Source organism: Streptomyces sp. NPDC002209 (assembly GCF_042890265.1).
Classification (GTDB): Bacteria; Actinomycetota; Actinomycetes; order Streptomycetales; family Streptomycetaceae; genus Streptomyces.
The window spans coordinates 1-14817 of record NZ_JBIARX010000002.1 but is presented as its reverse complement, the minus strand read 5'-3'; the positions used below and the strand labels follow the sequence as shown (position 1 = coordinate 14817).

The following is a 14817-nucleotide window of genomic DNA, read 5'->3' as shown; positions in this document are numbered from 1 at the left end:
CATGCGCTTCGAGATTCTGCGCCTGGACGATGTCGACGGATCCGCCGTGGACAGCACCGTCGTGGACGCGGCCTCCGTCAACCGGATCGTGCAGCAGGCGGCCGCCGTAGGCCAGCGCATTCTGATCCGACCGGCCGAGAGTGCGTCCTCCTGACACTCCGCACCATCCGCACCATCCGCACAAGACGCCGCCGCCCCCGCACCGATCCGGTGCGGGGGCGTTCGCGTACGCGGGAGCCGGCCGGGCGCCGGTCAGGCACCGGTCAGGCGCCGTGCACGACCTGGAGCACGCCGTTGATGATCTGCTGGACGGCGATCGCGGAGAGCATCATGCCGGCGAGCCGCGTCACGAGGACGACGCCGCCGTCCTTGATGACCCGGATGATCACGAGCGAGTAGCGCATCGTGAGCCACAGCACGACGTGCATGGCGACGATCGCCAGCCAGACCGAGACCTGGCCGGTGACCCCGTCCGCCTTCTGCACGGCGAGGATGACGGACACGATCGCACCGGGACCGGCGAGCAGCGGCATGCCGAGCGGGACGAGGGCGACGTTCACGTCCTTGGTCTGCTTGGGCTCGTCGTTCTTGCCGGTGAGCAGGTCGAGCGCGATGAGCAGGAGCAGCAGACCGCCCGCGATCATCAGCGCGGGGACGGAGACGTGCAGGTAGTCCAGGATCTGCTGGCCGCAGATACCGAAGACGGCGATGACGCCGAAGGCCACGCAGACGGCCTGCCAGGCCATGCGGCGCTGCACCTTGGCGGGCCGGCCGGAGGTCAGGGCGAGGAAGATCGGCGTGATCCCCGGGGGGTCCATAATCACAAAAAGGGTGAGAAATAGGGATCCGAAGACGGCGAAGTCGAACACAGTGATGCCTTGCAGGAGAGAGGGGTGTTACGAAGGAAGAGGAAAGGGCGGCGAGGCGCGGTTACGCGCCGGTCGCTCCGCCTGCGCCCGGAACGGGGAAGGCCCCCGTCGCGCGGCGCGTGATCTCGCCGTAGATCTCGGGGTCGGTCGTGTACTCCCCGAGGCGGCAGGTCTTGCGGCTGCCGTGGTAGTCGCTGGACCCGGTCACGAGGAGTCCGAGCTCGCCGGCCAGGGCGCGCAGCCGCGCGCGCGTGTCCGTGTCGTGGTCCATGTGGTCCACCTCGATCCCGTCCAGGCCTGCGGACGCGAGCTCGGCTATCGCGGACTCGGGTACGCACCGGCCGCGCTTGACGGCGGCGGGGTGCGCGAACACGGTGACCCCGCCGGCCGCCTTGACGAGGCGGACGGCTTCGAAGGGGTCCAGCTCGTGCTTCTCGGCGTACGCGCGGCCGCCGTCGGCGAGCCAGTCCGGCGTGAAGGCGTCGGACACGGTGGGCACGACGCCCAGCTCGACGAGCGCGCTGGCGATGTGCGGCCGCCCGACGGAGCCTTCGCCGGCGATGCGGGACACCTGCTCCCAGGTGACGTCGACGCCGAGCTCCCGGAGCTTGCCGATCATGGCGTGGGCGCGCGGGGTGCGGTCGTCGCGGACGAGCTCCCGCTCGCGGGCGAGCTCGGGCTCCTCGGGGTCGAAGAGGTACGCGAGCATGTGCATCCCGATGCCGTCGAGTCGGCAGGACAGCTCCATGCCGGTGACGAGGGTCAGCCCGTGCGGCACCGCGGCGAGGGCTTCGGCGTATCCCCCGACGGTGTCGTGATCGGTGAGTGCGACCACGTCCAGCCCGGCGGCGGCCGCGTTGCGGACCAGCTCGGCGGGGGTGTCGGTGCCGTCGGAAGCCGTGGAGTGGGCGTGCAGATCGATGCGCACGGCCGGGGCTCCAGGGTCTCGCGGGTACGGGGGGACACCCCAGGATACCGCCCGGCTGCCGCGCGGGCGCCACGCCACCCGACGCCCGGCCCCGGCGGGGGCCTTGGGGTGTGCGGCTAGGGGCCCAGCACGCGCGGGCTCAGGGCGCCGCACGGCAGGAGTTCGACCTCGGCGCCCGCGTCCCGCAGGTCCGTCAGCACCAGTTCGTCGTACATCAGCAGTCCCGACTGCTCCGGCCAGACGACGGCCCACAGCCACAGCCCGCGCGCCTCGCCGGCGAACACGGCGCGGTCCTCCGGGGCTCCCTTCACGTGCCACAGCGGTGTCGGGCGGCCCGCCGCGACGACCTTGGCGTGCGGCGGGGCCGAGACGTCGATGTAGGTACCGGGGTCGGGTCCGTCGATCCCCGCGTACCGCGCGCCGAGGCCGACCCCCAACTCCTCGGCGACCAGCAGCAGCTCCCCGATCCCGCCGAGCGGCCCGGGACCCGAGCAGGCCACCGCCGTCGCGCGGCCCCCGCTGCGGTCGTCACCGGCCGCCGCCACTCCGGTGAACAGCCACCCCACCGGCAGCGGCCACGGCATCCACACCGGCACCTGCGCCCGGTTCACCACGACGCCCAGGCCTTCGACGCTGGGCGGGATGACGGGCTGCAGGGGGTGCACCGTGCCGTGCACCGCACACTGCCACGAGTCGGAGAAAAGCCCGGGCGCCCTGACCCGTCCACCGCACTTCGGGCAAGTTGGTTCGCCCCTCATAAGAAGCCACGCTCCTCCCCGCCCGGCGCCCCGTCAAGACACGATCACCCGTCCGGATGTCTCAGTCCAGCGCCACGGCGGTACGAAGAGGATCCCGCAGATCCGTGCCGTGCGACAGCCAGCGTTCCTGGAGCGCCGCCGCGCCGTGCACCCGCTTCCACGCGGCCTCGTTCGCCGTCATGGGCAGGAGCGGGAGGAAGTGCACCGGGTCCATGGGCTCGTCGAGTTCCAGGTCCTCTACCAGTCCGCCCGGCTCCGCGACGAGTACGGAGGTGAAGGGCGCCCCGTCCCACAGCGGGCCGCCGACGTCGAGCGAGGCGCCGGGGGCCACGACCAGCCCCTCCACCTGCGGCGAGGCGCCCAGCACCGCGAGGGGCCGCAGCAGCTTGTCGGTGGGCGCCAGGCCCGCCCGTACGGTCAGCACGAGCTCGGCGCGCGGTCCGCGCAGCGGGTCGGCCACCACGGCGGTCGGGTCGGTCATCGGATGCGCGGACATGCCGAGGGTCGCGTAGCGCACGAGGTCGCCCTCGGCGAAGCGGAGCACTTCGATGCGGTCGGTGCCGAGGAAGGTGACGGCGGCGCGGGCGTCGGGTTCGCCGAGTGCGCTGCGCAGCCGGGCTTCGACGAGAGCCAGAATTTCTGCCATGAGGCGAGCATAGAACTCGTATGAGGCGGGTAAAGGGCGGGTCTTGACCATCCGTCGGCTGATAATGTTGACCGCTGGTCGGGGCCACACTCCTGAGGAGTTGTTTCGGGGCATCCGACGACAGGACGTCCTCCACGGGGGACCGGCCGGAGGAGGTGGGGCTGCAATGGATCGAAGTCGATCGTGCAGTACCAACCGCTCTTCCACTCCCGGTACGGGCATGTTGCAGCCCGTTTGATCATCTGATCGGTCGAAGAGCGACGGCAGAACTTTGTCCTCCCGTCCTGTTCCTTCCGTCTGCCCGGCCCTGTCCGCCGGCGGCGGCGGAAGGCCTCCCACCCGTACGGTCCGTAGCCGTGCGTGCGAAGGAGCCTGCCATGTCGATGCTGCCCTACCTGCGTGCCGCCGTACGTCCGGCCCTGCGCAGGTCCACCCCGGCCCAGCCCGGCTACGACACCACCCGCGACCCGTCCGCGAGCAGTGCGGTCGTCGACTGCGCCGTGTACCGCGACGGCCGACGCGCCCTGGGATCGGCCTGCCTGACGCCGCGTGAGGCGATGGCCCGGGTCCGCGAGGACGGCGGCTTCGCGTGGATCGGCCTGCACGAGCCGACCGAGGCCGAGTTCGCGGGGATCGCCGCCACCTTCGGGCTGCACCCGCTCGCCGTGGAGGACGCGGTGCACGCGCACCAGCGGCCGAAGCTGGAGCGCTACGACGACACGCTGTTCACCGTCTTCAAGACGATCCACTACGTGGAGCACGCCGAACTGACCGCCACGAGCGAGGTGGTGGAGACCGGCGAGGTGATGTGCTTCACCGGCCCGGACTTCGTCATCACGGTCCGGCACGGCGGCCAGGGCTCCCTCAAGGGGCTGCGCCACCGACTCCAGGACGACCCCGAGCTGCTGGCCAAGGGCCCCTCGTCGGTCCTGCACTCCATCGCCGACCACGTCGTGGACGGGTACATCGCCGTCGCGGCGGCCGTCCAGGACGACATCGACGAGGTGGAGAGCGCGGTCTTCGCCGCGCCGGCCAAGGGCAGTGCGCGCGGCGGCGACGCGGGCCGCATCTACCAGCTCAAGCGCGAGGTGCTGGAGTTCAAGCGGGCCGTCGCCCCGCTGCTGCGGCCGATGGAGCTGCTGAGCGAGCGCCCGATGCGGCTGGTGGACCCGGCGATCCAGAAGTACTTCCGCGACGTCGCCGACCACCTGGCGCGGGTGCACGAGCAGGTCGTCGGCTTCGACGAGCTGCTGAACTCGATCCTCCAGGCCAACCTGGCCCAGGCGACGGTCGCCCAGAACGAGGACATGCGCAAGATCACCTCCTGGGCGGCGATCATCGCCGTCCCGACGATGATCTGCGGGGTCTACGGGATGAACTTCGAGCACATGCCGGAGCTCCGGTGGCGCTACGGCTATCCGATGGTGATGGCCACGATCGTCGGCATCTGCTTCACCATCCACCGGGCCCTGCGCCGCCACGGCTGGCTCTAGAGCGTCTCGAGGGCCCGCCCTTCGGCTCCGGGGCACCCCCTACTCTGGTGCGCATGACTCTCAGCACGCTCGACCTGGCCCTCGTCGAGGAGGCCACCAAGAAGTCCGGCCTGATCTGGGTCCGCGGCTCCGGGGCCGACCGGGCCCTGTGGCACGCCTGGGTGGACGGCGCGGCCCACGTGCTGGGCGACGGTCCCGGTGAGCAGCCGTTCCCGGGGCTCGCGGACGGCGCGGCCGCCGAGGTGACCGTGCGCAGCAAGGACAAGGGCGGCCGGCTGGTGGCCTGGACCGCGACCGTACGGGAGCTCGCGCCCCGCAGCGAGGAGTGGCAGGCCGCGGTCGCCGAGCTCAAGGGGAAGCGGCTGAACGCGCCCGACTCCGAGGAGATGACCGAGCGCTGGGCGCGCGAGTGCCGGCTGCTGCGGCTGGAGCCGGTGACGGCGAGCACCGACCTGCCGGGCGGATCGCTGGCCGCGGCCCCGCTGGGCTCGCCCGCGGTCACCCGCCGGCCGATCCCGGCAGGCCTGCCGAAGCTCCTGTTCAAGCGGAAGAAGGCGGCCAGCTAGGGCCGGTCCCCCTCTTGAGGCGGACCGGCCGCTTCGGCTACTTCGTCGGGTTCGAGCCCTGGCCGGAGCCCTTGCTCGGGGCCGGGGAGGGCGCCGCCCCCTGCTCCTTGGTCGTGGGCATCTGGGACCCGTAGTCGACGGTCTGGTCCTGCGCGGGCGCCTCCAGCGGGAAGGCCTTGCCCCACTCCGCCAGATCGACCCGGCCCGCCCCGCCGGCCCGCTCCAGGCGCAGCGGGTACGGGGTCCCCTCCAGGGAGACCGACAGCTTGCCGCCCTTGCCCTTGTCCGCCGTGACGAGGACCGCGCGGGTGGGCCCGACCTTGGTGTAGTCGCCCTTGGCGAGCTTGCCGTCGAGTCCGAGCAGCCCGTCGAGCAGCACGTGCATGTCGGTGAACCCGCGGAACTGCTTGTAGGTGGGGTCGCTCTCGGGCACCTTCACGTACTTGTCGCCGAGCTTGCCGGCCGAGTCGGACTTGCCCCAGAAGGCTGCGCTCGCCTTGAGGTAGAGCTGTTCGCCGACCCGGAGCACCTGGAAGGTGTCCTCCTTCGACTTCACCTCGCCGGAGCCGCCGTCCTTCTTGAGGCGCATGTCGAGCGTGAAGGACTTGCCGCCGCTGACGAGCGTGCCGGACAGGTGGACCGAGTCGGCGGCGCCGGCCGCGGCCTTCGCCTTGCTCTCGATCTGGTCGGCGGAGAGCTTGCCGACCCCGTTGGTGCCCTCGTCGGGGTCCGCCCCGCAGCCGGAGCCGGTGACGGCCAGGCCCGCGAACAGGACACCGACGAAGGCCGCCCGGCGCAGCCGTGCGGCGGGGAGGTAGGCGGTCACTGCAGGTGCCTCTCGTCGTGCGTCTTCGAGCAGCAGGCAGCGTACCCGCCCGTAGCAACCGTGCCGGGAGGGTGGTCGGCCCGCCCGGCCGACCCCCCTCCCCGGCCTGCGCACGGGCGGACCGCCCCACCAGGACGGTCTCCCGCGGCACGGGCTAGCCTGAGGGGCGGCAGGACTGAGGATCGACGCTCTAGGAGGCGCTCGCATGGCTGGTGGCGCCCCGCGGATCTTCGTCTCGCATCTGTCGGGTGTGCCCGTTTTCGACCCCAACGGCGACCAGGTCGGCCGCGTCCGCGACCTCGTCGCGATGCTGCGCGTCGGCGGCCGTCCGCCGCGGCTGCTGGGCCTGGTGGTCGAGGTGGTCAGCCGGCGCCGGATCTTCCTCCCGATGACCCGGGTGACGGGCGTGGAGTCCGGACAGGTCATCACCACCGGCGTCGTCAACATGCGGCGCTTCGAGCAGCGGCCCACCGAGCGGCTGGTCCTCGGCGAACTGCTGGACCGCCGGGTGACGCTGGGGACCACCGGCGAGGAGGTCACCGTCCTCGACGTGGCCATCCAGCAGCTGCCGGCCCGCCGCGACTGGGAGATCGACAAGATCTTCGTACGCAAGGGCAAGGGCGGCGCGCTGCGCCGGCGCGGCGAGACCCTGACCGTGGAGTGGTCGGCCGTGACGGGCTTCTCGCTGGAGGAGGAGGGCCAGGGCGCCGAGAACCTGGTGGCCACGTTCGAGCAGATGCGCCCGGCCGACGTGGCGAACGTCCTGCACCACCTGACGCCGAAGCGGCGCGCCGAGGTGGCCAACGCCCTCGACGACGACCGCCTCGCGGACGTCATGGAGGAGCTGCCCGAGGACGAGCAGGTGGAGATCCTCGGCAAACTGAAGGAGGAGCGCGCCGCCGACGTCCTGGAGGCGATGGACCCGGACGACGCGGCCGACCTGCTCTCGGAGCTCCCGGAGGACGACAAGGAGCGGCTGCTGACGCTGATGCAGCCGGACGACGCGGCCGACGTGCGCCGTCTGCTGTCGTACGAGGAGAACACCGCGGGCGGTCTGATGACCACGGAGCCGATCGTGCTGCGCCCGGACGCGACGGTCGCGGACGCGCTGGCCCGCGTGCGGCAGGCGGACCTGTCGCCCGCGCTGGCCGCGCAGGTGTACGTGTGCCGGCCGCCGGACGAGACGCCGACGGGCAAGTACCTGGGCACGGTGCACTTCCAGCGGCTGCTGCGGGACCCCCCGTTCACGCTGGTGAGCTCGATCGTGGACACGGACCTGCCGCCGCTGCGCCCGGACGCCTCGCTGCCCCAGGTGACGAGCTATCTCGCCGCCTACAACATGGTGGCGGTGCCGGTGGTCGACGAGAGCGGTTCGCTGCTGGGTGCGGTGACCGTGGACGACGTACTGGACCACCTGCTGCCGGACGACTGGCGGGAGACGGACTACCACGCCGAGGAGGTCCCCGGTGCCCGGTGAGCGACGGGGTGAGCCGGCGCGCGAGCGGCGCCGGGAGCAGATCCGCGTGCGGCGCGAGCTGGCGCGCGAGCACGCCCGCGAGTTCGCGCGCGAGCAGGGGCTGACGGGCCGGGAGGAAGAGACGGCCGAGCGGCTGCGGTCCAAGGCGGCCGGCTCCTCGACCGGGTCGACCGCGCTGACCCGCTCGCCGCGGGTGCGGCTGGACCAGCCCAGGACGGACAGGCGGCGGGTGCTCCCGGTGTACGACCCGGAGGCGTTCGGGCGGCTGTCGGAGCGGGTGGCGCGGTTCCTCGGCACGGGCCGGTTCATCGTCTACATGACGCTGGTCATCATCGTCTGGGTGCTGTGGAACATCTTCGCGCCCTCGCACCTGCGGTTCGACGAGTACCCGTTCATCTTCCTGACGCTGATGCTGTCGCTGCAGGCCTCGTACGCGGCCCCGCTGATCCTGCTCGCGCAGAACCGGCAGGACGACCGCGACCGGGTCAACCTGGAGCAGGACCGCAAGCAGAACGAGCGCTCCATCGCCGACACCGAGTACCTGACCCGGGAGATCGCGGCGCTGCGGATGGGCCTGGGCGAGGTCGCGACCCGCGACTGGATCCGGTCGGAGTTCCAGGACCTGATCAAGGAGATGGACGAGCGGCGGCTATTCCCGCTCGAGAGTGACGAAGGCGACCGCTAGCGGCCTTTCCTGAGGCGGGCTACCGAGCCGTACCATCGGGTCATGGCTACCGACACAAGCTCCGCCGCCGTGCCTGAGCAGGATGCGATCCTCGACGCGCTGGCGACGGTGAACGACCCCGAGATCCACCGGCCGATCACCGAGCTCGGCATGGTCAAATCGGTGGAGATCGGCGAGGGCGGCGAGGTCGCCGTCACGGTCTACCTCACGGTGTCCGGCTGCCCCATGCGCGAGACGATCACCAAGAACGTCACCGAGGCCGTCGAGCGGGTCGCCGGCGTCACGTCGGTCGCCGTCACGCTGGACGTGATGAGCGACGAGCAGCGCAAGGAGCTGGCGGCCACGCTGCGCGGCGGCACCGCCGAGCGCGAGGTCCCGTTCGCCAAGCCGGGTTCGCTGACCCGCGTCTACGCGGTGGCGTCCGGCAAGGGCGGCGTCGGCAAGTCGTCGGTGACGGTGAACCTGGCCGCGGCGATGGCCGCGGACGGCCTGAAGGTCGGCGTCGTCGACGCGGACATCTACGGCCACAGCGTGCCGCGCATGCTGGGCGTGGAGGGCCGCCCGACCCAGGTCGAGAACATGATCATGCCGCCGTCCGCGAACGGCGTGAAGGTCATCTCCATCGGCATGTTCACCCCGGGCAACGCGCCGGTGGTGTGGCGCGGTCCGATGCTGCACCGGGCCCTCCAGCAGTTCCTGGCGGACGTGTTCTGGGGCGACCTGGACGTCCTGCTGCTGGACCTGCCGCCGGGTACGGGCGACATCGCGATCTCCGTGGCCCAGCTGGTGCCGAACGCGGAGATCCTGGTCGTGACCACCCCGCAGCAGGCTGCGGCCGAGGTCGCGGAGCGGGCCGGCTCGATCGCCGTGCAGACGCACCAGAAGATCGTCGGCGTGGTCGAGAACATGTCCGGGCTGCCGTGCCCGCACTGCGACGAGATGGTCGACGTGTTCGGCTCGGGCGGTGGCCAGAAGGTCGCCGACGGCCTGACCAAGACGGTCGGCGCGAGCGTCCCGGTGCTCGGCTCCATCCCGATCGACGTACGGCTGCGCGAGGGCGGCGACGAGGGCAAGCCGGTCGTCCTGTCGGACCCGGACTCCCCCGCCGGTGCGGCGCTGCGCTCGATCGCGGGCAAGCTGGGCGGCCGCGCCCGCGGCCTGGCCGGCATGTCCCTGGGCATCACCCCGCGCAACAAGTTCTGACCGGCACGACGTGAGGGGCACCGCCGGACGGCGGTGCCCTTTCCCGTACCCGGGCTACTCGTACGAGGCGATGTCGCCGATCACGGAGAAGCCGAGCCCGTACGCGCTCATCCCGCGCCCGTAGGCGCCCAGGTGCACGCCACCCCGGGTGGAACCGGCGAGCACCCAGCCGAACTCGGACTCGCGGTAGTGGAACGGCGTCGGCTCGCCGTCGACCGGGAGCGAGAGCGTCGACCAGTCCGTGCCGTCGAGGTCGTCGGCGAGCTCCCACGCGGCCTCGGTCTGCTGGTCGAGCCAGTCGTCGCGCAGGGTGTGGTCCATCTGGCCGGGCCAGCTGTAGGCCAGCAGCCCGGAGCCGGCCAGCCAGGCCGCCGAGGACACCGAGGTGGCCTCCAGGACGCCGGTGCCGTCGCTGCTGCGGCGCAGCGGGTTGCTCGCGACGGTGACGACCACCGCGAAGCGCTCCTTCTCGCCGGTGGCGAGCTCCCCGCGCGCGGAGGGCTCGTCGCCGTGGCCGGTGGAACCGTGTTCGACGGTGCCGTCGGCGCCGGTGCCCACCTGCATGAGCCAGCGGGGGCCGGTGAAGGCCCCGTCAAGCCCGTACCAGGGGAAGTCGGCCCGCAGGTACCCCTCGGCGGTCCGGCGGGCCGTCGGGACGGGTGCGGCGGCCTCCTGGGGCTGCGCGGGGGCGGGCTGCGGGGACGCGGCCCCCGGTTCCGCCGGTGCGGCTGGTTCTGCTGGTGCGGCAGCGGGAGCGGGCGCCTCGGCGGGCTGCACCCCTACCCGGCTACTGCTCGTCGTCTCCATCGATGCGGCCTCTCGTTCCGTGGGGTCCGGAACGCGCCCTCCCCCAACGTCTCGTCGGGGGGACCCCCACCTGGGGCGTCCTGGGTCCGGACTCATGGAGGATAGCCACCGGACCCCGGATCGCCGGGGAAGGCTCGAATCAGGGGGTGTCTCGGACACTCCCTACGTGGCGTCGGCGTCGTACGGGGTGCGCTGGTCGGCGGCCGGGGCGGCGGGCTTCTTCAGCAGGTCCGGGCCGGTGGCGGCGGGCACGGCGGCGGTGCCGGCGGAGGCCGTCTCCTTGCTGTTCACGGCGTCGGTGACGTCGTTCAGCTCCTTGCGGAGATCGAAGGTGCTGCGGATCTCCTGAAGGTCCTCGTTCTCCGTCAGCTGCTTGCGGATGAACGTCTTCGGGTTCAGGTCCTCGAACTCGAAGTCCTTGAACTCGGGACCGAGTTCCGACCGGATGTCCTGCTTCGCACTGTCGGAGAACGCGCGGATCTTCCGGATGACGCCGGTGACGTCCTGGATCACCTTGGGCAGCTTGTCCGGGCCGAAGATGAGGATGGCGAGCACCACGATCGTGACCAGCTCGAGTGCGCCTATGTCGTTGAACACCTTGCCGCTCCTCGGCTCTCTTCACTTCGGGCCACGACACACGGTACCCGGCCTTGCCGACGGGCCCATACATCGGTGCGTCATCGGCCTCGGATTCTCCGTATGGTCATGATCCGTTCGCCGAACCGAGGACAAGCTCCAGGGTGCGCTCCCGGCCGTCGCGCAGCACGGTCAGGGTGAGCGGATCCCCCGGGCGGTGGGCCCTGATCTTGATGACGAGCTCGTCGCCGCCGTGGACGCGGACGCCGTCGACCTTGGTGATCACGTCGCCGCCCTGGATCCCGGCGCGGGCACCGGGGCCGTCGGCGGTGACGGCCGGCTTGCCGCCCCCGCCCTTGGTGGCGACGCGGGCCCCGTCGCCGGTGTACTCCATGTCGAGGGTGACGCCGATGACGGGGTGGGTGGCGTGGCCGGTGCGGATGAGCTCCTCGGCGACGCGCTTGCCCTGGTTGACGGGGATGGCGAAACCGAGCCCGATGCTGCCGCTCTGCTTCGCGCGCTCGTCGCCGTCGCCGCCGGCGTCGGCCCCGCGGATCGCGCTGTTGATGCCGATCACGCGGGCCTTGGCGTCGAGGAGGGGGCCGCCGGAGTTGCCGGGGTTGATGGGGGCGTCGGTCTGAAGGGCGTCGACGTAGCTGATGTCGCTGCCGTCGCCCTTGTCGCCGCCTGCGGTGATGGGCCGGCCGGTGGCGCTGATGATGCCGGCGGTGACGGTGTTGGAGAGGTCGAACGGTGCGCCGATGGCCACCACCGGGTCGCCGACCTTCACGTTCTCGGAGTTCCCGAGGGAGAGCGGCTGCAGGCCCCGTACGCCTTCGACCTTGACGACGGCCAGGTCGTAGCCGCCGTCCCGGCCGACCAGTTCGGCGGTAACGCTCTCGCCGGTGCTGAAGGTGACCGTTATGTCCTTGGCGTCGGAGACGACGTGGTTGTTGGTGAGGATGTGGCCCTGCTGGTCGAGTACGAACCCGGTTCCGGTGCCGCTGCCGCCGCTGCCGCGGACGTGCAGGGTCACGACGCCGGGCAGCGCGGTGGCGGCGATCCCGGCCACGCTTTCGGGAGCCCGGTCCTTGCTCTCGACGGCGGCCTGCGGGAGTTCGAGGCGGGTGCTGCTCTGCCGTTCGGCGAGGACGCCGAGCCAGCCGCCGATGCCGCCGGCGAGGAGGGCCGTGCCCAGGCCGAGGGCCACGGCGTGCCGCAGCCGGATGCCGCGCCCGCCCGGCGCCTTCCCCTGATCGGCGACCTGGAGCGGACGCTCGCCCCACGGGTCGTACCGCGGCCCCGGCACCGCAGCCTGCGGGGCCGGCCCGGCCGCCGGATCGGAGTCCGCGCCCGGCTCGGCCGCCGGTCCGGGCTCCGCTCCGGCCGCTGCCGCCGGGGCGGCGGGGCGGCTCCACCACGACGGAGCCGTGTCGGACTGCTGCTGGTCGGCCATGGGCGCTCCCTGGGGGTCCCCCGGCGGAGCCCGGGGACGGTACCTGTAGCACCGCCGGGCGGCGCATCTGCCGCAGATTCAACCAGGTCCCCCGGCCCCGGGGGGTCACACCCCCGGTTCCCGGCCCCCGCCGACCCGGGCGTCAGCGGGTCAGGGAGACCGGGCGGGGTGAGGCGGAGACCGAGGGGTGGACCGGTGGCAACGGACCCGTGGGGCGCGGGCCCGCGACGAACCCGGGGCTCGGCGCCCGGTCCCGGACCACCGCATCGGCCGCCGACACCGCGGGGCCGGGCCGCGTCGCCGGGGCCTCGCCCCGCACGTTCGGCTCGAGGGTGTCGACCGGCAGCGAACCGCCCAGCGCGATCGCGGCCAGCGAGACCGCCCCGGCCGCCACGAACGCGAAACGGCGGCGCGGACGCCCCACCTCGTGGATGCGGAAGCCCTGCTGCGGTGCGGTCGGGGGCACGTACCCGAAGAGCTCCGCCCCCGGCGGGCTCTGCGGACCCGGCGGACCGGACGGCCCGTCGGGGCCGTCGCCCGGCAGCCCCTGCAACCGGGCCAGCAGCCCGGCCGACAGCGGCGGTGGCGCGCTCTCCACGAACAGGCTCTTCACACGGCGCTGCGCATCGGCCTCGGCCTTGCACTTGGCGCAGGTGGCCAGATGCGCCAGGACCCGCTCGCGGGCGTCATGGCTCAGCTCCCCGTCGACCAGCGCGGCGAGACGGTCGCCCAGGTGCTGTTCGGCAGGAGACGGACTGACTCCGCTCACTCGGTTCCGCCCTCTCCCCCGGCGCCCGGCGCGCCCACCGCCACTCCCGCGAGCGCCCGCTGCTCGGCACGGGCCTCGGGAGACCGGTGCTTGAGCGCCTTGCGCAGATGGGAACGGCCCCGGTGGATACGGCTGCGCACGGTGCCGAGCTTGACGCCCAGCGTGGCGGCGATCTCCTCGTACGAGAGGCCCTCGATGTCGCACAGCACCACGGCGGCGCGGAACTCGGGCGCAAGGGTGTCCAGCGCCTGCTGCACGTCCGCGTCGAAGTGGGTGTCGTGGAGGACCTGCTGCGGGGACGGCTCACGGCTCGGCAGCCGCTCGGCCGCGTCGTCGGCGAGCGCGTCGAACCGGATCCGCTGCTTGCGGCGGACCATGTCCAGGAACAGGTTGGTGGTGATCCGGTGCAGCCAGCCCTCGAACGTGCCCGGCGTGTAGGTGGACAGCGAGCGGAAGACGCGGACGAAGACCTCCTGCGTCAGGTCCTCGGCGTCGTGCTGGTTACCCGTCAGACGGTAGGCAAGGCGGTAGACCCGCGCACTGTGCGTGCTGACGATCTCCTCCCATGAGGGAGGGGTCCACGCCTGGGTGCCCGCATCGGCGGCAAAGGTCGCGGTGGTTGCGGTGGCAGCGGTGTGGAAGCGGTCAGCAATGTTGGTCACGGATTTCGGCTCACCCGCCGACCAGAAGAGGCGTCTGAATACGCCCCCACGATCCACAGGCGCAGCCGCACCTCCCCTATCGGCTCTGGTGGTGTCCAGTGGAGTCCCTACCATAGCCACCCCTCCCGTCAGCTCCGGATAAGCATTTTTGCAGTAACTTTGCACGTGCCTTCGACACGCCGGGCCGTCGATCTGCCCGGTGCCGTCCCCATCTATCCCGGCTGCGCCCCGCCCTTACGCCCCCTTTTGCCTCGCTGGGTCTTTCCGCCGCCGTTTTCTTCAACGCCCGGTCCCATCTGCGGGTTCCCGACGTCAACGGATACAGTCACCGTTGCGCCAACTATGGGGACAGGAGAGGGTCATTACCGGCAACCGGCAGACGAGCTGGGCGTTCGCCGACGCGTTTGTCGCCGAGGACGACGCTCTGCGGTGGGCCCGCGACCGGGCCAGGGAAGCGGGCCTGCGCTCCGTCTCCCCGGGCACCGGGGCCGCGCTGCGCCTGCTCGCCGCCACCGCGGACGCCAAGGCGGTCGCCGAGATCGGCACCGGCACCGGCGTCTCCGGCATCCACCTCCTCCACGGCATGCGCCCCGACGGGGTGCTGACCACCGTGGATCCCGAGGCCGACCGGCAGGCCTTCGCCCGCCAGGCCTTCCGGGCCGCCGGCTTCGCGGGCAACCGCGCCCGGTTCATCCCCGGCCGCGCGCTCGACGTCCTCCCCCGGCTCGCCGACGGCGGGTACGACCTCGTCTTCTGCGACGGGGACCCGTCCGAGTCCCTCGACTACCTCGCCGAATCGTTGCGCCTGCTGCGCCCCGGGGGGCTGGTGTGCTTCGAGGGGGTCTTCTCCGACGGCCGCACCGTCGACTCGGCGGCCCAGCAGATCGAGGTGATGCGGGTACGGGAGCTGCTGCGCAGCGTCCGGGAGAGCCCGGCACTGGAGGCGGCCCTGCTCCCGGTGGGCGACGGCCTGCTGTGCGCGGTCCGGCGCTAGGTCGTCTCTTTCGGATCTTGCCGGTCAAGCCCGCGTCGTCTGGTGCCGTGCATCGCAAGGCGGAGGGGCGCCCGAGTACTGGACGTACTCGGGCGCCCCGAC

At 72.2% G+C, this 14817-nt stretch carries 17 protein-coding genes; 7 read left to right on the top strand and 10 right to left on the bottom strand.

All coding sequences use genetic code 11. The annotated features are described in order from the left end of the window. Window position 1: 1 nt before the first annotated feature. Window positions 2-154, top strand: a complete 153-nt coding sequence (locus ACFYXK_RS04935) for a hypothetical protein (protein WP_166663124.1) — start codon at window positions 2-4, stop codon at window positions 152-154. A gap of 109 nt (window positions 155-263) precedes the next feature. On the opposite strand, the gene ACFYXK_RS04930 is transcribed toward ACFYXK_RS04935, so the two are convergent. From ACFYXK_RS04930 to ACFYXK_RS04915, 4 genes are all read right to left on the bottom strand, one after another. Continuing rightward, window positions 264-869, bottom strand: a complete 606-nt coding sequence (locus ACFYXK_RS04930; RefSeq protein WP_383504789.1) for a MarC family protein — start codon at window positions 867-869, stop codon at window positions 264-266. A 61-nt stretch (window positions 870-930) separates the two neighbouring features. Beyond that, window positions 931-1797, bottom strand: coding sequence for a PHP domain-containing protein (locus ACFYXK_RS04925; protein ID WP_389409865.1), 867 nt, complete (start codon window positions 1795-1797; stop codon window positions 931-933). A 116-nt stretch (window positions 1798-1913) separates the two neighbouring features. After that, window positions 1914-2555, bottom strand: coding sequence for a DUF6758 family protein (locus ACFYXK_RS04920; RefSeq protein ID WP_383504795.1), 642 nt, complete (start codon window positions 2553-2555; stop codon window positions 1914-1916). 61 nt (window positions 2556-2616) lie between these two features. After that, complete coding sequence (locus ACFYXK_RS04915) at window positions 2617-3201, bottom strand: suppressor of fused domain protein (protein WP_389409864.1); 585 nt, start codon at window positions 3199-3201, stop codon at window positions 2617-2619. A gap of 377 nt (window positions 3202-3578) precedes the next feature. Here ACFYXK_RS04915 and ACFYXK_RS04910 point away from each other — a divergent pair, with 377 nt between their 5' ends. Beyond that, window positions 3579-4694: a magnesium and cobalt transport protein CorA gene (locus ACFYXK_RS04910; RefSeq protein WP_389409863.1), complete on the top strand. Its 1116-nt coding sequence runs from the start codon at window positions 3579-3581 to the stop codon at window positions 4692-4694. 53 nt (window positions 4695-4747) lie between these two features. After that, entirely contained in the window at window positions 4748-5260 is a 513-nt protein-coding gene (locus ACFYXK_RS04905; RefSeq protein WP_389409862.1) for a hypothetical protein, read from the top strand. A 37-nt stretch (window positions 5261-5297) separates the two neighbouring features. On the opposite strand, the gene ACFYXK_RS04900 is transcribed toward ACFYXK_RS04905, so the two are convergent. Continuing rightward, a complete protein-coding gene (locus ACFYXK_RS04900) occupies window positions 5298-6086 on the bottom strand; it encodes a hypothetical protein (protein WP_389409861.1) in 789 nt (262 codons plus the stop codon). 205 nt (window positions 6087-6291) lie between these two features. Between ACFYXK_RS04900 and ACFYXK_RS04895 the strand changes: the two genes are divergently transcribed. The 3 genes from ACFYXK_RS04895 to ACFYXK_RS04885 all read left to right on the top strand — a co-directional run bounded on the left by ACFYXK_RS04895 (window position 6292) and on the right by ACFYXK_RS04885 (window position 9451). Continuing rightward, window positions 6292-7563 carry a magnesium transporter MgtE N-terminal domain-containing protein gene (locus ACFYXK_RS04895; protein WP_389409860.1) on the top strand — a complete coding sequence of 424 codons (1272 nt, stop codon included), beginning with the start codon at window positions 6292-6294 and terminating at the stop codon, window positions 7561-7563. A 133-nt stretch (window positions 7564-7696) separates the two neighbouring features. After that, the gene (locus ACFYXK_RS04890) at window positions 7697-8248 is read left to right on the top strand and encodes a DUF1003 domain-containing protein (RefSeq protein ID WP_383505755.1); all 552 of its coding nucleotides are present in this window, start codon (window positions 7697-7699) and stop codon (window positions 8246-8248) included. Between the two features lie 87 nt (window positions 8249-8335). Beyond that, on the top strand, window positions 8336-9451 hold the full coding sequence (locus ACFYXK_RS04885; RefSeq protein ID WP_389410234.1) for an Mrp/NBP35 family ATP-binding protein: 1116 nt from the start codon (window positions 8336-8338) through the stop codon (window positions 9449-9451). Window positions 9452-9505: 54 nt separating this feature from the next. Here ACFYXK_RS04885 and ACFYXK_RS04880 read toward each other — a convergent pair whose 3' ends face one another. The 5 genes from ACFYXK_RS04880 to sigE all read right to left on the bottom strand — a co-directional run bounded on the left by ACFYXK_RS04880 (window position 9506) and on the right by sigE (window position 13835). Continuing rightward, window positions 9506-10258 (bottom strand): hypothetical protein, encoded by a 753-nt coding sequence (locus ACFYXK_RS04880; RefSeq protein WP_389409859.1) that lies wholly within the window; start codon window positions 10256-10258, stop codon window positions 9506-9508. A 162-nt stretch (window positions 10259-10420) separates the two neighbouring features. Beyond that, a complete protein-coding gene (locus tag ACFYXK_RS04875; protein WP_389409858.1) occupies window positions 10421-10855 on the bottom strand; it encodes a sec-independent translocase in 435 nt (144 codons plus the stop codon). A 106-nt stretch (window positions 10856-10961) separates the two neighbouring features. Then, on the bottom strand, window positions 10962-12290 hold the full coding sequence (locus ACFYXK_RS04870) for a S1C family serine protease (RefSeq protein ID WP_389409857.1): 1329 nt from the start codon (window positions 12288-12290) through the stop codon (window positions 10962-10964). Window positions 12291-12432: 142 nt separating this feature from the next. Next, window positions 12433-13059 carry a zf-HC2 domain-containing protein gene (locus ACFYXK_RS04865; RefSeq protein WP_389409856.1) on the bottom strand — a complete coding sequence of 209 codons (627 nt, stop codon included), beginning with the start codon at window positions 13057-13059 and terminating at the stop codon, window positions 12433-12435. Beyond that, complete coding sequence (gene sigE / locus ACFYXK_RS04860) at window positions 13056-13835, bottom strand: RNA polymerase sigma factor SigE (protein WP_389409855.1); 780 nt, start codon at window positions 13833-13835, stop codon at window positions 13056-13058. The genes ACFYXK_RS04865 and sigE overlap by 4 nt, the downstream gene beginning before the upstream one ends. Window positions 13836-14052: 217 nt before the next feature. Between sigE and ACFYXK_RS04855 the strand changes: the two genes are divergently transcribed. After that, the gene (locus ACFYXK_RS04855; protein WP_266664074.1) at window positions 14053-14715 is read left to right on the top strand and encodes a class I SAM-dependent methyltransferase; all 663 of its coding nucleotides are present in this window, start codon (window positions 14053-14055) and stop codon (window positions 14713-14715) included. Window positions 14716-14817: the final 102 nt, after the last annotated feature.

Bases quoted from the DNA above. Each gene is read 5' to 3' on its own strand.
- ACFYXK_RS04935 (WP_166663124.1), top strand. From the start codon at position 2: ATGCGCTTCGAGATTCTGCGCCTGGACGATGTCGACGGATCCGCCGTG.
- ACFYXK_RS04920 (WP_383504795.1), bottom strand. From the start codon at position 2,555: ATGAGGGGCGAACCAACTTGCCCGAAGTGCGGTGGACGGGTCAGGGCG.
- ACFYXK_RS04915 (WP_389409864.1), bottom strand. From the start codon at position 3,201: ATGGCAGAAATTCTGGCTCTCGTCGAAGCCCGGCTGCGCAGCGCACTC.
- ACFYXK_RS04910 (WP_389409863.1), top strand. From the start codon at position 3,579: ATGTCGATGCTGCCCTACCTGCGTGCCGCCGTACGTCCGGCCCTGCGC.
- ACFYXK_RS04905 (WP_389409862.1), top strand. From the start codon at position 4,748: ATGACTCTCAGCACGCTCGACCTGGCCCTCGTCGAGGAGGCCACCAAG.
- ACFYXK_RS04895 (WP_389409860.1), top strand. From the start codon at position 6,292: ATGGCTGGTGGCGCCCCGCGGATCTTCGTCTCGCATCTGTCGGGTGTG.
- ACFYXK_RS04880 (WP_389409859.1), bottom strand. From the start codon at position 10,258: ATGGAGACGACGAGCAGTAGCCGGGTAGGGGTGCAGCCCGCCGAGGCG.
- ACFYXK_RS04870 (WP_389409857.1), bottom strand. From the start codon at position 12,290: ATGGCCGACCAGCAGCAGTCCGACACGGCTCCGTCGTGGTGGAGCCGC.
- sigE (WP_389409855.1), bottom strand. From the start codon at position 13,835: ATGGTAGGGACTCCACTGGACACCACCAGAGCCGATAGGGGAGGTGCG.